Source organism: Bariatricus sp. SGI.019, assembly GCF_050315235.1.
Lineage (GTDB): Bacteria > Bacillota > Clostridia > Lachnospirales > Lachnospiraceae > JAFBIX01.
In genome coordinates this window covers 1-15,045 of the sequence record NZ_JBNPOQ010000011.1, presented here as the reverse complement: position 1 = coordinate 15,045, position 15,045 = coordinate 1, and the positions used below count along the sequence as shown (strand labels likewise).

The 15,045-nt window shown below is 44.2% G+C and carries 17 protein-coding genes; all 17 read left to right on the top strand.

Translation table 11 applies throughout. The features are described from left to right. The first annotated feature begins 22 nt into the window (after positions 1 to 22). A complete protein-coding gene (locus ACQRD1_RS08390) occupies positions 23 to 1,402 on the top strand; it encodes a TrkH family potassium uptake protein (RefSeq protein ID WP_427787234.1) in 1,380 nt (459 codons plus the stop codon). 34 nt (positions 1,403 to 1,436) lie between these two features. Further along, positions 1,437 to 2,078, top strand: a complete 642-nt coding sequence (locus ACQRD1_RS08385) for a potassium channel family protein (protein ID WP_235232431.1) — start codon at positions 1,437 to 1,439, stop codon at positions 2,076 to 2,078. Between the two features lie 23 nt (positions 2,079 to 2,101). After that, positions 2,102 to 2,899 carry a TrmH family RNA methyltransferase gene (locus ACQRD1_RS08380; protein ID WP_235232430.1) on the top strand — a complete coding sequence of 266 codons (798 nt, stop codon included), beginning with the start codon at positions 2,102 to 2,104 and terminating at the stop codon, positions 2,897 to 2,899. Positions 2,900 to 2,976: 77 nt separating this feature from the next. Next, entirely contained in the window at positions 2,977 to 3,417 is a 441-nt protein-coding gene (locus ACQRD1_RS08375) for an NfeD family protein (protein ID WP_235232429.1), read from the top strand. Next, positions 3,414 to 4,343: an SPFH domain-containing protein gene (locus tag ACQRD1_RS08370; protein ID WP_235232428.1), complete on the top strand. Its 930-nt coding sequence runs from the start codon at positions 3,414 to 3,416 to the stop codon at positions 4,341 to 4,343. Before ACQRD1_RS08375 ends, ACQRD1_RS08370 begins: the two co-directional genes overlap by 4 nt. Before the next feature lie 22 nt (positions 4,344 to 4,365). Continuing rightward, positions 4,366 to 6,459, top strand: coding sequence for an ornithine carbamoyltransferase (argF, locus tag ACQRD1_RS08365; protein ID WP_235232510.1), 2,094 nt, complete (start codon positions 4,366 to 4,368; stop codon positions 6,457 to 6,459). Beyond that, complete coding sequence (locus ACQRD1_RS08360; RefSeq protein ID WP_235232427.1) at positions 6,460 to 7,440, top strand: biotin--[acetyl-CoA-carboxylase] ligase; 981 nt, start codon at positions 6,460 to 6,462, stop codon at positions 7,438 to 7,440. It abuts the gene before it with no gap. Further along, a complete protein-coding gene (locus tag ACQRD1_RS08355) occupies positions 7,433 to 7,762 on the top strand; it encodes a DUF6145 family protein (RefSeq protein WP_235232426.1) in 330 nt (109 codons plus the stop codon). The genes ACQRD1_RS08360 and ACQRD1_RS08355 overlap by 8 nt, the downstream gene beginning before the upstream one ends. Positions 7,763 to 7,844: 82 nt before the next feature. Beyond that, the gene (locus tag ACQRD1_RS08350) at positions 7,845 to 8,615 is read left to right on the top strand and encodes a type III pantothenate kinase (protein ID WP_235233685.1); all 771 of its coding nucleotides are present in this window, start codon (positions 7,845 to 7,847) and stop codon (positions 8,613 to 8,615) included. Positions 8,616 to 8,687: 72 nt separating this feature from the next. Beyond that, on the top strand, positions 8,688 to 9,644 hold the full coding sequence (dusB, locus tag ACQRD1_RS08345; RefSeq protein WP_427787233.1) for a tRNA dihydrouridine synthase DusB: 957 nt from the start codon (positions 8,688 to 8,690) through the stop codon (positions 9,642 to 9,644). A 243-nt stretch (positions 9,645 to 9,887) separates the two neighbouring features. After that, positions 9,888 to 10,370, top strand: coding sequence for a transcription elongation factor GreA (gene greA, locus ACQRD1_RS08340; RefSeq protein ID WP_235233683.1), 483 nt, complete (start codon positions 9,888 to 9,890; stop codon positions 10,368 to 10,370). A 74-nt stretch (positions 10,371 to 10,444) separates the two neighbouring features. Further along, entirely contained in the window at positions 10,445 to 12,376 is a 1,932-nt protein-coding gene (lysS, locus tag ACQRD1_RS08335; RefSeq protein ID WP_427787232.1) for a lysine--tRNA ligase, read from the top strand. A gap of 227 nt (positions 12,377 to 12,603) precedes the next feature. Further along, on the top strand, positions 12,604 to 12,897 hold the full coding sequence (locus tag ACQRD1_RS08330; RefSeq protein WP_347375663.1) for a type II toxin-antitoxin system RelB/DinJ family antitoxin: 294 nt from the start codon (positions 12,604 to 12,606) through the stop codon (positions 12,895 to 12,897). Continuing rightward, entirely contained in the window at positions 12,887 to 13,201 is a 315-nt protein-coding gene (locus ACQRD1_RS08325) for a type II toxin-antitoxin system RelE/ParE family toxin (protein ID WP_347375664.1), read from the top strand. The genes ACQRD1_RS08330 and ACQRD1_RS08325 overlap by 11 nt, the downstream gene beginning before the upstream one ends. Before the next feature lie 34 nt (positions 13,202 to 13,235). Next, positions 13,236 to 13,466 carry a hypothetical protein gene (locus ACQRD1_RS08320; protein ID WP_427787231.1) on the top strand — a complete coding sequence of 77 codons (231 nt, stop codon included), beginning with the start codon at positions 13,236 to 13,238 and terminating at the stop codon, positions 13,464 to 13,466. Next, complete coding sequence (locus ACQRD1_RS08315; RefSeq protein WP_427787230.1) at positions 13,445 to 13,996, top strand: YodL domain-containing protein; 552 nt, start codon at positions 13,445 to 13,447, stop codon at positions 13,994 to 13,996. The genes ACQRD1_RS08320 and ACQRD1_RS08315 overlap by 22 nt, the downstream gene beginning before the upstream one ends. A gap of 474 nt (positions 13,997 to 14,470) precedes the next feature. Next, positions 14,471 to 14,881, top strand: a complete 411-nt coding sequence (locus ACQRD1_RS08310; RefSeq protein ID WP_427787229.1) for a peptide deformylase — start codon at positions 14,471 to 14,473, stop codon at positions 14,879 to 14,881. The last annotated feature ends 164 nt before the right edge of the window (positions 14,882 to 15,045 follow it).

Below are 15,045 nucleotides of genomic sequence, written 5' to 3'. Positions count from 1 at the left end.
AAAGAAAAAAGAGGATAGATTCATGAAGCAGAAAAAGCGAAGCATCCGATGGAATACCATGGGAATTTTGGTTGCGGGATTTCTTCTTGTGATATTGATCGGTGCATTTCTTTTGTGGCTGCCTGTCAGTAATCAGGAGCCGATATCTTTTATGGATGCATTATTTACGGCTACAACAGCCGTCTGTGTGACGGGGCTTGTGACGGTGACTCCGGCAACGCAGTTTACTGTGTTTGGGAAGGTAATTCTTCTGGTATTGATTCAGGTCGGCGGACTTGGGGTGATTGCCTGTGCGACTGCTTTTTTCCTGATTTTGAAGAGAAGGATTACCGTGAAAGAGCGGGTTGTGCTACAGGAAACTTATAATATGACATCACTTGGCGGCATCGTTGGAATGGTGAAGAAGATATTGATCGGTACTTTTTTTGTGGAAGGTGTCGGCGCGGTGTTGTATGCATTTCAGTTTGTCCCGGAGTATCATCTGATCAAGGGAATCGGCTATGCAATTTTTCATTCTGTCTCTGCATTTTGTAATGCGGGTATTGACATTCTGGGGGATTCTAGTCTTGCAGGATATGTGACGAATCCATTGATGAATATTACGACAATGTCATTGATTGTCCTGGGCGGTATTGGATTCATTGTCTGGTATGATGTGATTGATAACGGACGGAAAATCTATCGTCGTGAAGTTCCAAGAAAATGGTGGTTTACAAGACTTAAGCTTCACTCGAAGCTTGCAATTGTGACGACATTGGTCTTGCTGGGAATTGGAGCGGTACTTACATTTGCATTGGAATATCATAATCCGGAGACTCTTGGCAATCTGAGGCTGGGGCAGAAGGTGATGGCATCGCTGTTTCAGTCGGTAACGACGAGGACTGCTGGATTCTTTACGATACCACAGGCTAAATTACACGAAGAGACGAGATTCATCAGTATTATCTTGATGTTCATCGGAGGGTCGCCGATGGGAACTGCGGGCGGTGTGAAGACTACGACGATTACGATGTTGGTGCTTTCCTGTATTACATTGATTCGTGGGGGAAATGATACCGAGTGCTTTGGTCGTAAGATTTCAAAAGAGAATTTCCGGATGGGATTTACGATTGTAATGCTTGCATTTACGGTATTTCTTACAGGTACGACCGTGATTACGATTATAGAACCGGATGAAGTGCCATTTTTAAATATCATGTATGAGACGGCATCTGCAATCGGAACGGTAGGATTGACGGCTGATCTGACACCGCATCTGTCACGGGCAAGCCAGGTTGTAATTATGATGATGATGTATATAGGAAGGTTGGGACCGATGACACTGGCGCTGCTCTTTGCTGGGAAACCGAATCCGCGGGACAGAATTCGGGAACTTCCACCAGAGCGGATTATGGTAGGATAATGTCGGAAACAGACTCATAAATGGGGGTAGAAAAATGAAGAAACAATACGCAGTATTTGGCCTGGGAAGCTTTGGTGAGAGCGTGGCGATTGCGCTGCAGGGACTTGGATGTGAAGTCATCGTAGTGGATGACGATATGGAGAGGATAGAAGATATTTCCAATTCTGTATCCTACGCGATGAAAGCGGATTTTGGAGATCCAGATGTTGTCCGGTCGCTGGGCACGAAGAATCTGGATGGAGTAGTAGTCGCAGTTGCGGATAACATGGAAGCCAGTATTATGGCAACACTAGTCTGTAAAGAAATAGGCGTGCCATACGTTATTTCCAAAGCGAAAAATGATCTTCATGCGACTGTTTTAAAGAAAATCGGTGCAGATGCGATTATATTTCCGGAAAAGGAAATGGGAGTCCGCCTTGCGAAGAATCTAATGTCTGCAAATTTTGCTGACTGGATTGCGCTGTCACCAGATTATAGCCTGGTAGAGACGGTGATTCCACGTGGCTGGATCGGAAAGTCTCTGCAGGATCTGGATGTCAGACGAAAGTATGGAATCAATGTAGTTGGAATTAAGGTGGGAGAAGACGTAGAAGTGAATCCGAATCCCGAGAAAGCGCTGGAAGATGGAATGGTCATGATATTAGTGGGTGCGAATAAGGATCTGGAAAATATCTGACACCAAAGAGTGGAGGAAATCATATGATTACAAGTACTTCAAATGCCAGAGTCAAGCGTCTGGTGAATCTGAAGAAGAAAAAGAAAGCAAGAGATGAAGAACGGGTATTTCTGGTAGAAGGAATCCGTATGTTCCGTGAAGTGCCGACAGATCAGCTGGAAGAAGTCTACGTGTCAGAATCCTTTTATAAGAAGGAAAAAGATACGGTAGAAGCGGTGCTGCAAGGTACAGGAATCCGTCCGGAAGAATTGTCGGATACGGTATATGCTTATGCATCCGATACGAAGACTCCGCAGGGAGTTCTCTGTGTGGTCCGGCAAATGGAATATCCACTGGAAAAAGTAATCACCGGTCAATGTCCGATGATCATGGTATTGGAACACCTTCAGGATCCGGGGAATCTTGGCACCATCCTTCGAACGGCAGAGGGAGCTGGCGTGACGGGAATTGTGATGGACCGGGAATGCGTGGACATCTATAATCCCAAGACCATACGCTCGACCATGGGTTCCATTTACCGTATGCCGTTCTGCTATGTGGAAGACCTGAAGGCGGCGATCGGGAGTCTGAAAGAAGCAGGCATCGGTGTCTATGCGGCACATCTGGATGGGAGACATGATTATGACGAAGAAGATTATGGAAGACCATGTGCATTTTTGATTGGGAATGAAGGAAATGGTCTGTCACAGGAGACTGCAGAATTGGCAGATATTTATATTAAGATACCTATGGAAGGTCAGGTAGAATCGTTGAACGCTGCAATCGCGGCATCCGTCCTGATGTTTGAAGCGGGACGTCAGAGACGCCGACATGAGGGATAGAGAATTGCGCTTAGGGGAAAAGTATAGTAATATATAAGGCAAGGAATACTATCATTTAAGAAAAGAGGCGAAAGTTCATGCAGACAATTTATTGGCTGGCGATATTTGTTGTTCTGCTGATTATTGAAATCGTTACGATGGGATTGACTACGATCTGGTTTGCCGGAGGTGCGTTGATCGCATTCTGTGCAGGTCTGATGGGATTCGGAACCACAGTTCAGATTGTTGTATTTCTCGCAGTGTCTATTGTACTGTTGGTGATGACGAGACCAATCGCGGTAAAGTATTTTAATCAGGAAAGGCAGAAGACAAATGCAGAGAGCCTGATTGGGCAGCAGGCATTGGTATTGGAAGACATTGATACGATGCAGGCCGTCGGGCGGGTAGAGATTCGAGGTCAGGAATGGTCTGCCAAGACCGATGAGCCAGACGGCAAGATTGCTAAAAATACAGTTGTTGTTGTAGATGGGATTCAAGGCGTAAAATTAATTGTAAGAGCCAGAGAGGAGAAAAAATGATAGGGAAAATTTTAGGAATTATTTTATTGGTTATTGTAGTAATACTGTTGATATCCTGTGTCAAGATCGTCAGACAGGCACAGGCGCTGGTTGTGGAGAGACTGGGAGCTTATCAGGCAACCTGGGGTACCGGACTTCATTTTAAAGTACCGATCATTGACCGGGTGGCACGAAAGGTAGATCTGAAAGAGCAGGTCGTTGACTTTGCACCGCAGCCGGTGATCACCAAGGATAACGTTACCATGCGGATCGATACAGTCGTATTTTACCAGATTACGGATCCAAAGATGTTCTGTTATGGAGTTGCCAATCCGATCATGGCGATTGAGAATCTGACAGCAACCACGCTCCGTAATATTATCGGTGATCTGGAGCTGGATCAGACGCTGACTTCCAGGGAGACGATCAATACTAAGATGCGAGCATCCCTTGATGTGGCAACGGATCCATGGGGAATTAAGGTAAATCGTGTCGAACTGAAAAATATCATTCCACCTGCAGCCATTCAAGATGCGATGGAGAAGCAGATGAAGGCAGAGCGTGAACGTCGTGAAGCAATCCTGCGTGCAGAAGGTGAGAAGAAATCTACGATTCTGGTGGCAGAAGGACATAAGGAATCCGCGATCCTGGATGCAGAGGCTGAGAAGCAGGCTGCAATCCTGCGTGCGGAGGCTCAAAAGGAAGCTATGATCCGCCAGGCAGAAGGTGAGGCTGAGGCAATTCTTAAGGTACAGCAGGCCAATGCAGATGGTATTCGTTTCCTGAAAGATGCCGGAGCCGATGAGGCAGTCCTTACGATGAAGAGCTTAGAAGCATTTGAGAAGGCGGCAGATGGAAAAGCAACCAAGATCATCATTCCATCTGAGATTCAGGGAATTGCGGGTCTTGTAAAGTCTCTGGCAGAAGTCGGAGCAAAAGACGAGTAGATAGGAAAGGATGTGATGGATTCTGAGACCCATCATTGACACATCAAAAGAATATGGCCTTGTATTTGACGGCGGCGGTGCGAGAGGTGCGTATCAGATTGGCGCGTGGAAAGCTCTCACAGAAGCAGGTGTTAAGATCAATGCAGTGGCAGGAACATCCGTGGGCGCATTAAATGGCGCCCTCGTTTGCATGGGAGACGTTGAGAAAGCAGAAGATATATGGAAGCAGATGACATTTTCTACAGTCATGGATATTGATGACGATTGGATGGAACGCTTGTTTCAAAAGGAGATGTCACTTCGCGAATTCTTAAATGAGGTGAAGACGTTGTTGAAAGACGGAGGTGTGGACATTACTCCTCTGCGGCAGCTGATTCACGAGACGATCGATGAAGAAGCCATCCGCAGAAGCGGCAAGGAATTCTGCCTGCTGACATTTTCATTGTCAGAATTTCGCGAACTGGATCTGGAGATGGAAGAGATCCCGGAAGGCATGCTGGAAGATTTCTTGTTAGCAAGTGCTTATCTCATCGGGTTTAAGAACGAACGAATCCACGGGAAAAAGTATATCGACGGCGGAGTCGTCAATAATGTGCCGCTCGGTTCGCTGGTGAAGCGGGGGTATAAAGATATCATCGAAGTGCGTATCTATGGACCGGGCCGTGAACCGCGGGTCAGGATGCCGGATGATGGCGTAAAATATGAGATCGCACCACGTGTAAAATTGGGAAGTATTATAGAATTCTCGGGAAAACGGAGTCGACAGAATCTGATGATTGGCTATTACGATGCGAAGCGGATGGTGTATGGCCTGGAGGGATTCATATATTATCTGAAGCAGACCCATGACGAGGCGTATTATGAAGAACTCATGAAAGAGATTCGGGAGATTGAAAAGGCGGAGATTGCATTTGTGCTCAAGCTGCCGCTTGGATTCTCGGATCAGGAATTATTCATGGGAATGTTGGAGGCAGCGGCGAAATTATTACGGATTCCGAAATATCAGATATACACAGTAGACGAATTATATGATATTGTATATAAGAAATATGAAACACGAAACGACCAGTTGAACCTTCCAAGGTTCGTACATGTACTAACGCAGCTGAGAAAGGAAATGAAGATGAACTTAAAAGGAAGAAATTTTTTGACATTAAAGGACTATACTCCGGAAGAGATTACATATTTGCTTGATCTGGCAGCAGATTTGAAGGAAAAGAAGAAGAATGGAATACCCGTTGATAAATACAGAGGCATGAATGTGGCGTTGATCTTTGAAAAGACCAGTACCAGAACCCGATGCTCTTTCGAAGTGGCAGCTCATGATATGGGAATGGGAACTACTTATCTTGACCCGAGCGGATCACAGATCGGCAAAAAGGAAAGCATTGAGGATACTGCACGTGTATTGGGAAGAATGTATGACGGAATAGAGTATCGTGGATTTGGGCAGGAAATCGTTGAAGAACTTGCCAAATATGCAGGCGTTCCGGTATGGAATGGACTGACCAATGAATACCACCCGACACAGATGCTGGCAGACCTTCTGACCATCCGTGAACATTTTGGTCATCTGGAAGGAATCAAGCTGGTATACATGGGCGATGCAAGATATAACATGGGTAATTCCCTGATGATTGCATGTGCCAAGATGGGAATGCATTTTGTTGCATGTACCACAAAGAATTATTTCCCAAATGAAGAATTGGTAGAGACTTGTAAAGGATATGCGAAAGAGAGTGGAGCTACTATCACCCTTACTGAAGACGTTGAAGCCGGTACAAAAGATGCGGATGTAATCTATACAGACGTATGGGTATCTATGGGTGAGCCGGATGAAGTATGGGAAGAACGAATCCGAGAGCTGACTCCGTATAAGGTGACTGCAGAAGTTATGAAAAATGCCGGAGAAAAAGCAATCTTCCTGCACTGTCTGCCAGCGTTCCATGATCTGAAGACCAAGATTGGAAAGGAAATTCATGACCGCTTCGGCATCGATGATATGGAAGTTACGGACGAAGTATTTGAATCCGAACAATCCAAGGTATTTGATGAAGCGGAGAACCGTATGCATACCATCAAAGCAGTCATGACAGCAACATTAGGAGAGAGATAGATGAAAGCGGAGATCTTACGCTTACTGAAAGAAAGTGACAACTATATATCCGGCCAGCAGTTATGTGATGATTTCCACGTATCACGTACAGCTGTGTGGAAGGTGATGGAACAGTTGAAAAAAGAAGGCTATCAGATCGAAGCGGTGCGTAATAAAGGGTACCGTCTGATCGACAGTCCGGATGTCATGTCACAGGCTGAGATCGACAGTCTGATGAAGACAGAATGGGCCGGAAGACATACCGTCTATTATGACGAGACGGATTCGACCAACAATCGGGCCAAGGATGCCGGCGAAAAGGGGGCAGAACACGGTACGCTTTTTGTGGCCGACCGACAGATCGCTGGGAAAGGCCGCCGGGGAAGAGCCTGGGAATCACCGGCTGGAAGCAGCATCTATATGACGATATTACTGTATCCAAGGATATCCCCGATGAAAGCCCCACAGCTTACACTTCTGATGGCCATTGCGGTGGCAGAAGGAATCCGTCAGGTAACGGGTCTGGATACAGGTATTAAGTGGCCCAATGATATTGTGAGAAATGGTAAGAAGATCTGCGGAATCCTGACGGAGATGAGCACGGAGATCGATTACATCAACCACGTGGTCATCGGAGACGGAATCAACGTGAATCAGGAGACATTTCCGCAAGACATCCAGAATACAGCGACTTCACTGAAGCTTGAATTGGGACGGAATGTGAAACGCTCCGAACTGATTGCCGCCATAATGGAACAATTTGAAAAATGCTATGAGACATTTCTCCAGACAGAAGATCTGTCAGGAGTAAAAGAACAGTACAATTCCCTGCTTGTGAACAAAGATCAGGATGTAAAAGTACTGGAGCCTGGTAATGAATACGAGGCCCACGCGTTGGGCATCAACGAGACAGGAGAACTGCTCGTAAGATTACCCGACGGGCAGGAAAAAGTCATCTATGCCGGAGAAGTGTCTGTCAGAGGAGTATATGGATATGTATGATGAAAAAGTGGTGCTCTGCGGCGCCAATTCGTATGAAGAAAAATATTATTTGAATCCGGATTTTGATCAACTGCCGGATACAGTCAAAGATGAATTAAAGATTATGTGCGTTCTCTACGTCCACGATGTGGGCGGAATCCTGACACTGGTCTATGAAGAAAACGGAGAACTGTGCTTCGAAGTAACGTCTGAAGAAGGCGATCCAATGTTCGACGATATCGGAAGCCAGCTCAAGATCAAGCAGCTACAGAGAGAGAAGAAAGACTTGCTGGAAGCTCTGCAGATGTACTATAAAGTATTCTTTTTAGGCGAAGAAGTGTAGGAGGAAAGAGAACATGCTGTTTGCAGCAGTTTAGAAAGAAAAAGAACATGCTGTTAGTAATAGATGCAGGAGGAAAAAGAACATGCTGTTAGTAATAGATGTAGGGAATACCAACATTACATTGGGAGTATTCGATGGAGAAAATCTGCTGGGAACCTTTCGGATGATGACTAAGCTCCCAAGAACTTCCGATGAATACGGAATCACATTAAAAGAACTGATTGAACGGCAGGGAATTAAAAGTTCAGAGATCAATGCCGCTATTGTGGCATCTGTAGTGCCGGATATCATGCACTCCCTCGGAAGTGCAATGATCAAATACTTCGGCATCAAGCCAATGGTTGTGTCCGCCGGCATCAAGACCGGTATCCGAATCGTTACCGAGAACCCGAAACAGATCGGTGCAGACCGCATCGTCGATGCAGTGGCAGCATATACCCTGCACGGCGGCCCTGTCATCGTCATCGACTTCGGAACCGCAACAACCTACGACATCGTCGGACCAAATGGAACCTTCGAAGGCGCCGTGATTGCGCCAGGTATCCGCATCTCCGCCCAGGCACTGACCGGACAGGCAGCCATGCTCCCGGCAATCGAAATCAAAAAACCAGATTCCATCATCGCCAAAGAGACCATATCCAGCATGCAGGCCGGTATCGTCTTCGGCCAGATCGGACAGACCGAATACATCGTCAGAAAGATCAAAGAAGAATCCGGCTACCTCGATGCCAAAGTCATCGCAAGCGGAGGCCTCGGCAAGATGATCGCAGCCGAGACAGATATCATCGATATCTACGATTCACAGCTCACATTAAAAGGCTTAAGAATCATATATGAGAAGAATAAAAAGTAAAAAAGAGTAAAAAGGGGACGTAGTAAAATTGAAAAGTACTACGTCCCCAATTGTAAAATGTGGTGTACCCAAATGAACATTAGAAACGTAAAAATTGACAATCCGTACATCCTTGCTCCGATGGCGGGGGTGACTGACTTACCGTTCCGGCTGCTTTGTAAGGAGCAGGGAGCGGGACTTTTGTGTATGGAGATGATCAGTGCCAAGGCACTGCAGTATAAGAATAAGAATACGAAGGCTTTGCTTGCGATTCATCCCAAGGAGTATCCGGTGTCGCTGCAGTTATTCGGCTCTGACCCGAAGATTATCAGCGAGCAGGCGAAGCGGATTGAGGAGCTTCCGTTCCAGATCCTCGATATCAACATGGGCTGCCCGGTTCCGAAAGTGGTCAAGAATGGGGAGGGCTCGGCCCTTATGAAAAACCCGAAACTGGTATATGAGATTGTATATCAGACGGCGAGGGAAATTCAGAAGCCGGTCACCGTAAAGATTCGCAAGGGTTTTGATGACACTTGTATTAATGCGGTGGAGATCGCGAAGATCATCGAGGAAGCCGGAGGGGCAGCAGTGGCTGTCCACGGAAGAACCAGAGAGCAATATTATTCCGGCAAGGCGGACTGGGAGATCATCCGCCAGGTCAAGGAAGCGGTCTCGATTCCTGTCATCGGAAATGGAGATGTGACCTCTGGGGAAAAGGCGCTGGAGATGCGCGAAAGAACCGGATGTGACGGCGTGATGATCGGAAGAGGCGCCCAGGGCAATCCGTGGATCTTTCACGAACTCCTGGAATATGACAGAACAGGGAAGCTGCCGCCAAGACCTTCCAAAGAACAGATCAAAGAGACCATGTTAAGACATGCAAGACTCCAGTTGGAATTCAAGGGAGAATACCTGGGCATCCGGGAAATGCGAAAGCATGTTGCCTGGTATACCAAAGGGATGGAAGGTTCTGCCAAACTGCGGGATGATATCAACAAAGTAGAATCATACGCAGAGCTCGAAACGCTTTTAAACGAAAGAATAAAATAGATATTTGCTAATAAAAAAACACCCTTTAACATATACTTAATCAATGCCAGAATCCATTTGTAAACCTACGATAAAATATGTTGACATTGACGGGCCGTTTATGTATAATAATGGAATTGTGAAAGTCTCTTTATTTTACAAAAGAACAGCATGGATGTCAGACGCGAACGATAAAGTTAAGAACAACTTTTAGCAATAAATTACCGGGACAAAAGTATTAAGAAAGAAAGGAAATGAAACACAATGGAAGCAAAGAAAAGATTACTTACTTATGCTGGTTTAAAAGCGCTGGAAGATGAACTGGAGAATCTGAAAGTCGTAAAGCGTAAAGAGGTTGCCGGCAAGATCAAAGAGGCCAGAGAACAGGGCGACTTATCTGAGAATGCAGAATACGATGCAGCAAAGGATGAGCAGCGTGATATAGAAGCACGAATCGAAGAACTGGAAGGAATCCTTAAGAATGCTGAAGTCGTAGTAGAAGATGAAGTAGACTTTGATAAAATTAATGTTGGATGTACTGTAAAAGTATTCGATAAGACATTTGATGAGGAAATGGAATTCAAACTGGTAGGTTCTACAGAGGCAAACAGTCTGGAGGGAAAGATCTCCAATGAATCACCGGTAGGCCAGGCACTGATCGGATGTAAAGTAGGAGATACCGTAGAAGTTGAGACCCAGGCAGGTGTAATGGAGTACGAAGTATTACACATTAGCCGTTCATTATAGTTCACTGAGATGGATCGTTTCAGACTCCTCATGCCGGGGAGTCTGAATTTTAAAATAAGGAAGGAGAGGAAAACGTGGCTGATCAGCAGAAAAAAGTACAGGAACCAGATATCAATCAATTAAGAAAGGTTCGCCGTGAAAAACTGGCAGATCTTCAGGCAAATGGAAAGGATCCGTTTGTAATTACCAAATACGATGTAACCTGCCATGCAATGGACATCAAGGAAAATTTCGAGGAAATGGAAGGAAAGCATGTATCCCTGGCAGGACGTATCATGCAGAAACGTGTTATGGGAAAGGCCTCTTTCTGTAATATCCTTGACCAGAGTGGTAATATCCAGTCTTATGTAGCAAGAGACAGTATCGGAGAAGAAGAATACAAAGACTTCAAGAAGATGGATATCGGCGATATCGTAGGTCTGGAAGGAGAAGTCTTCAAGACCAAGACAGGAGAGATCTCTATCCACGCATCTGCTGTAAAACTTTTATCCAAGAGTCTTCAGATTCTTCCGGAGAAGTTCCATGGATTGACCAACACAGATATCCGTTACCGCCAGAGATATGTAGACCTGATCATGAATCCGGAAGTCCGCGATACATTTATCAAACGTTCCAAGATCGTAAGCTCCATCCGAAGATATCTGGACGGACAGGGATTCCTGGAAGTAGAGACTCCAATGCTGGTAAGCAATGCCGGAGGAGCAGCTGCAAGACCGTTCGAGACACATTTTAACGCATTGAACGAAGACTTCAAGCTGCGTATTTCCCTTGAATTATACCTGAAGCGTCTGATTGTCGGCGGACTTGAGAGAGTCTACGAGATTGGACGAGTATTCCGTAACGAAGGTCTGGATACCAGACACAACCCAGAATTCACACTGATGGAATTATATCAGGCATATACGGATTACAACGGAATGATGGATCTGACCGAGAACCTGTACCGCCATGTAGCACAGGAAGTTCTTGGCACTACCAAGATTGTATATAAAGGCATCGAGATCGATCTCGGACAGCCATTCGAAAGAATTACCATGGTTGATGCAGTTAAGAAATATGCAGGCGTTGACTGGAACGAAGTAGAGACATTGGAGCAGGCAAGAGCACTTGCAGATGAGCACCATGTAGAATACGAAGAAAGACATAAAAAAGGCGATATCTTAAGCCTCTTCTTCGAAGAATTCGCAGAAGAACACCTGATTCAGCCGACATTCGTTATGGATCACCCAATCGAGATCTCTCCGCTGACCAAGAAGAAACCGGAAGATCCGAATTATGTAGAACGTTTCGAATTCTTCATGAACGGATGGGAGATGGCAAATGCTTACTCCGAGTTAAACGACCCGATCGATCAGAGAGAACGTTTCAAAGATCAGGAAGAACAGCTCGCTCAGGGTAACGATGAAGCCAACACCACCGACGAAGATTTCCTGAATGCACTGGAGATCGGTATGCCGCCGACAGGTGGAATCGGATTCGGAATCGACAGAATGTGTATGCTGCTGACAGGGGCAGAGGCAATCAGAGATGTATTGTTGTTCCCGACGATGAAGACCATCGGTGGAGCTGAGACTAAAAAAGTGGTTGTAGCAGAAAGTAAAAAGGAAGAGACAAAGACTGCAGAAGTCATTGATTTCTCCAACGTAACCATCGAGCCACTGTTTGAGGAAGCTGTTGACTTTGATACATTTAGCAAATCTGATTTCCGTGCCGTAAAAGTAAAAGACTGTGTGGCAGTTCCGAAGAGCAAGAAACTTCTGCAGTTTACTTTGGATGATGGAACAGGTGAAGATCGCACAATCTTAAGCGGAATTCATGAGTATTACGAGCCGGAAGAACTGGTAGGAAAGACATGTATCGCTATCGTAAACCTGCCACCGAGAAAGATGATGGGCATCGATTCTTGCGGTATGCTGATTTCAGCAGTACACGAAGAAAACGGAAAAGAAGGATTGAATCTGCTTATGGTAGATAACAAGATTCCGGCAGGAGCAAAGCTTTACTAGGAAAAAATTTGTTTTAATTGAATAAATAGAGAAGAAAAAGCCGTGAAACAGAGTTTGTAAAAACTTTGCCTCATGGCTTTTTTGTGTATATTTGGTTGGAGATGGCAGTGTTGCTCAGCGCATTGGCCAAGGGGATGGAGCAAAAATGGTTGCAAAATCAATACAAATGAATTGAATTAGAAATGATTATGCATTATAATGATAAAAAAGAAATGGAGGAATAATGAATGGCTAGTACAATACAAGTACGTGTTGATGATGAGTTAAAGAGAAAGTCAGATCAGTTGTTTAAAGATCTTGGCACAGATACTACTTCTGCAATCCGGATGTTTTTGACACAGGCTGTTGCAAATAATGGTTTTCCATTTGAAATAAAACGGGTGGAGCATAATCCGTATGCTACCATGTCTGAAGAAATGATGTTGGAGAAACTGGAGAAATCAAGAGTATCTGCATCAAAGGGTAACTATAGATCTGCGGATGTGGTTATTGCTGATATGAGGGAAAAGTATGGAATATAAAGTAGTAATAACAGCAGATGCCGAAGAAGATCTAAATCAATACATCAGATATTTGCTTATGGTCAAAAAAAGTGATCAAGCGGCGAAAAATGTTCTGGATGATTTTGAGGCTACTATTCGGAGTCTCAAAAGTGTTGCAGGAAGTTTGAAGACATGTGATAATCCTCGATTAAAAGAGCTGGGATATCGAAGGATAAATTTTCTCTCACATAGGTATTTTATGCTGTATCGAATTGCTGAGGATATTGTGTTTGTAGATAATATTTTTCATGAATTACAGGATTATGAAAATAAAATGATTTAATTGAAAATAGGATTATTAGGGAAGGTCATTTACTGTGAAGACGATAAATGGCCTTTTTCTTATGTTTATTTTGATGGAAAGGAGAAAAGATGGCAGAAAAGAATATACAGCAAAAGACAAGATCTTTTCAAAAAAAACAAGAGAAGGTCTTACGGAAGAAAAACTCCGGCATAATTCGGTTTCATTGGATGAGTTATACAGTATTTTAATCAGAATCATCCGGCTGATTTTAAGGGGCATTCGATGTCTGTCAGTGATGTGGTAATTGTGAACCGGGATGGAGATATCAAAGCTTTTTATGTTGATAGTTTCGGTTTTGCAGATCTGCCGGACTTTGTAAGACAGAGACAGGAAATCCTTGGCATTGAAAGTACAGAGCCCTATCTGGACGCGAGAGAAACAAGCTCCTGCATTAGTTTCTATGTAGCAGAATATTCTGAGTTTCCGGTTCTAGGAGAATTTCATCAGGATCTGACACTGGAACAGGCATTTGAACTCTTTGATCAGATACCGGGAAGCCGAATGAATGGAATAAAGAGTATTGGATTTAATCTGCAGGATGGCAGTGATTATGAAGGAATGTTTGATCTGTATGTGGGTAGAACCTTACAAAAAGATATCATCAACTCTATCCCAGGATACCGTGATAACAAATTGGTGCAGAAAGCCATATCCGATGCGGAAAAAATCATCGAGAAAAGGCAGGCAGAAAAGGAAAAACCAGATATAAAAAAGCCTAAAAAATCACAGAAAGAAAAGAAAACAAGAAAGGATATTCAGATTACCAGAATTTGATTCGAAAGTGAAAAAAGTCCTTGATAATAAAGGACTTAACATATCAGTTCTTGACAAGCATTAACAGAACCACAGAGCTCTCCTAAGCTGTAGTAGTGGGTTCGATTCCCGCAGGGAACGGTTAAAAGCGGTAATGATTAGCAGAAAATGCTATGTCATGAACCGCTTTTTTTTAATTTCAAGAGGTGATTTTTTCAAATACTCTAATCTGGAAACGCCAAGCATGGATGCCCCCTGATCTAAAAGAGCCATCTCTGCATCAGTAAGTATTACCATAAAACATCTGTGATGTCGAAAACGAGGGTATGAGACGCTGCAGGTTTGGTGGATCTTGCTCTTAGAAAAAGAACCTCTCACTTATATGGGAAAAAAGCCCCTTATACAACATGAGAATGAAAAAAGCTCGCTATGGTAGAAATATGATTTTGTTGATATAATCAGAATGTGAAATGATTTGATACGGAGGAATGATAGATGGTAAAGCCAATAATGAAAGATGTGTTCTTTCTGGGACAAAAGTCAGAACCTGCTACAAAGGCAGATCTGCAGGTGGGAAAAGATCTACAGGACACCTTACAGGCAAATCGTGCCGGTTGTGTAGGCATGGCTGCAAATATGATCGGTGTGAAAAAGAGAGTAATCATTGTAAATATGGGATTCGTAGATATCGTGATGTTTAATCCAGTTTTGCTGAGCAAGGATACTCCGTATGAAACAGAAGAAGGATGTCTGTCTCTTTCCGGTGTGAGGAAAACAATACGATATGAGAATATCGAAGTAGAATATTATGATATGAACTGGAAAAAACAGCGACAGAAGCTCAGCGGCTGGCCGGCACAGATCTGTCAGCATGAGCTGGATCATCTGGAAGGAATATTGATTTAACAATATTTAGCAAGAATTCCCCCATCCTCTTAGGTGGTTGGGATGAATTGCAAAGAAAGAACATATGTTCTTGGAATTCGGCGGGCATTGTGGTATAATATACTCAGTCGATAAGAAAGGAAGTCTTATATTATGCGAGAGTTAGACCATAATGCTCATTCAGT

Excerpts from the sequence above, each read along its gene's own strand:
- ACQRD1_RS08370 (WP_235232428.1), top strand. The coding sequence starts at position 3,414 with ATGATAGGGAAAATTTTAGGAATTATTTTATTGGTTATTGTAGTAATA.
- ACQRD1_RS08375 (WP_235232429.1), top strand. The coding sequence starts at position 2,977 with ATGCAGACAATTTATTGGCTGGCGATATTTGTTGTTCTGCTGATTATT.
- ACQRD1_RS08355 (WP_235232426.1), top strand. The coding sequence starts at position 7,433 with ATGTATGATGAAAAAGTGGTGCTCTGCGGCGCCAATTCGTATGAAGAA.
- ACQRD1_RS08390 (WP_427787234.1), top strand. The coding sequence starts at position 23 with ATGAAGCAGAAAAAGCGAAGCATCCGATGGAATACCATGGGAATTTTG.
- ACQRD1_RS08310 (WP_427787229.1), top strand. The coding sequence starts at position 14,471 with ATGGTAAAGCCAATAATGAAAGATGTGTTCTTTCTGGGACAAAAGTCA.
- ACQRD1_RS08330 (WP_347375663.1), top strand. The coding sequence starts at position 12,604 with ATGGCTAGTACAATACAAGTACGTGTTGATGATGAGTTAAAGAGAAAG.
- ACQRD1_RS08360 (WP_235232427.1), top strand. The coding sequence starts at position 6,460 with ATGAAAGCGGAGATCTTACGCTTACTGAAAGAAAGTGACAACTATATA.
- ACQRD1_RS08385 (WP_235232431.1), top strand. The coding sequence starts at position 1,437 with ATGAAGAAACAATACGCAGTATTTGGCCTGGGAAGCTTTGGTGAGAGC.
- greA (WP_235233683.1), top strand. The coding sequence starts at position 9,888 with ATGGAAGCAAAGAAAAGATTACTTACTTATGCTGGTTTAAAAGCGCTG.
- dusB (WP_427787233.1), top strand. The coding sequence starts at position 8,688 with ATGAACATTAGAAACGTAAAAATTGACAATCCGTACATCCTTGCTCCG.
- ACQRD1_RS08325 (WP_347375664.1), top strand. The coding sequence starts at position 12,887 with ATGGAATATAAAGTAGTAATAACAGCAGATGCCGAAGAAGATCTAAAT.
- ACQRD1_RS08315 (WP_427787230.1), top strand. The coding sequence starts at position 13,445 with ATGTCTGTCAGTGATGTGGTAATTGTGAACCGGGATGGAGATATCAAA.
- ACQRD1_RS08380 (WP_235232430.1), top strand. The coding sequence starts at position 2,102 with ATGATTACAAGTACTTCAAATGCCAGAGTCAAGCGTCTGGTGAATCTG.
- ACQRD1_RS08350 (WP_235233685.1), top strand. The coding sequence starts at position 7,845 with ATGCTGTTAGTAATAGATGTAGGGAATACCAACATTACATTGGGAGTA.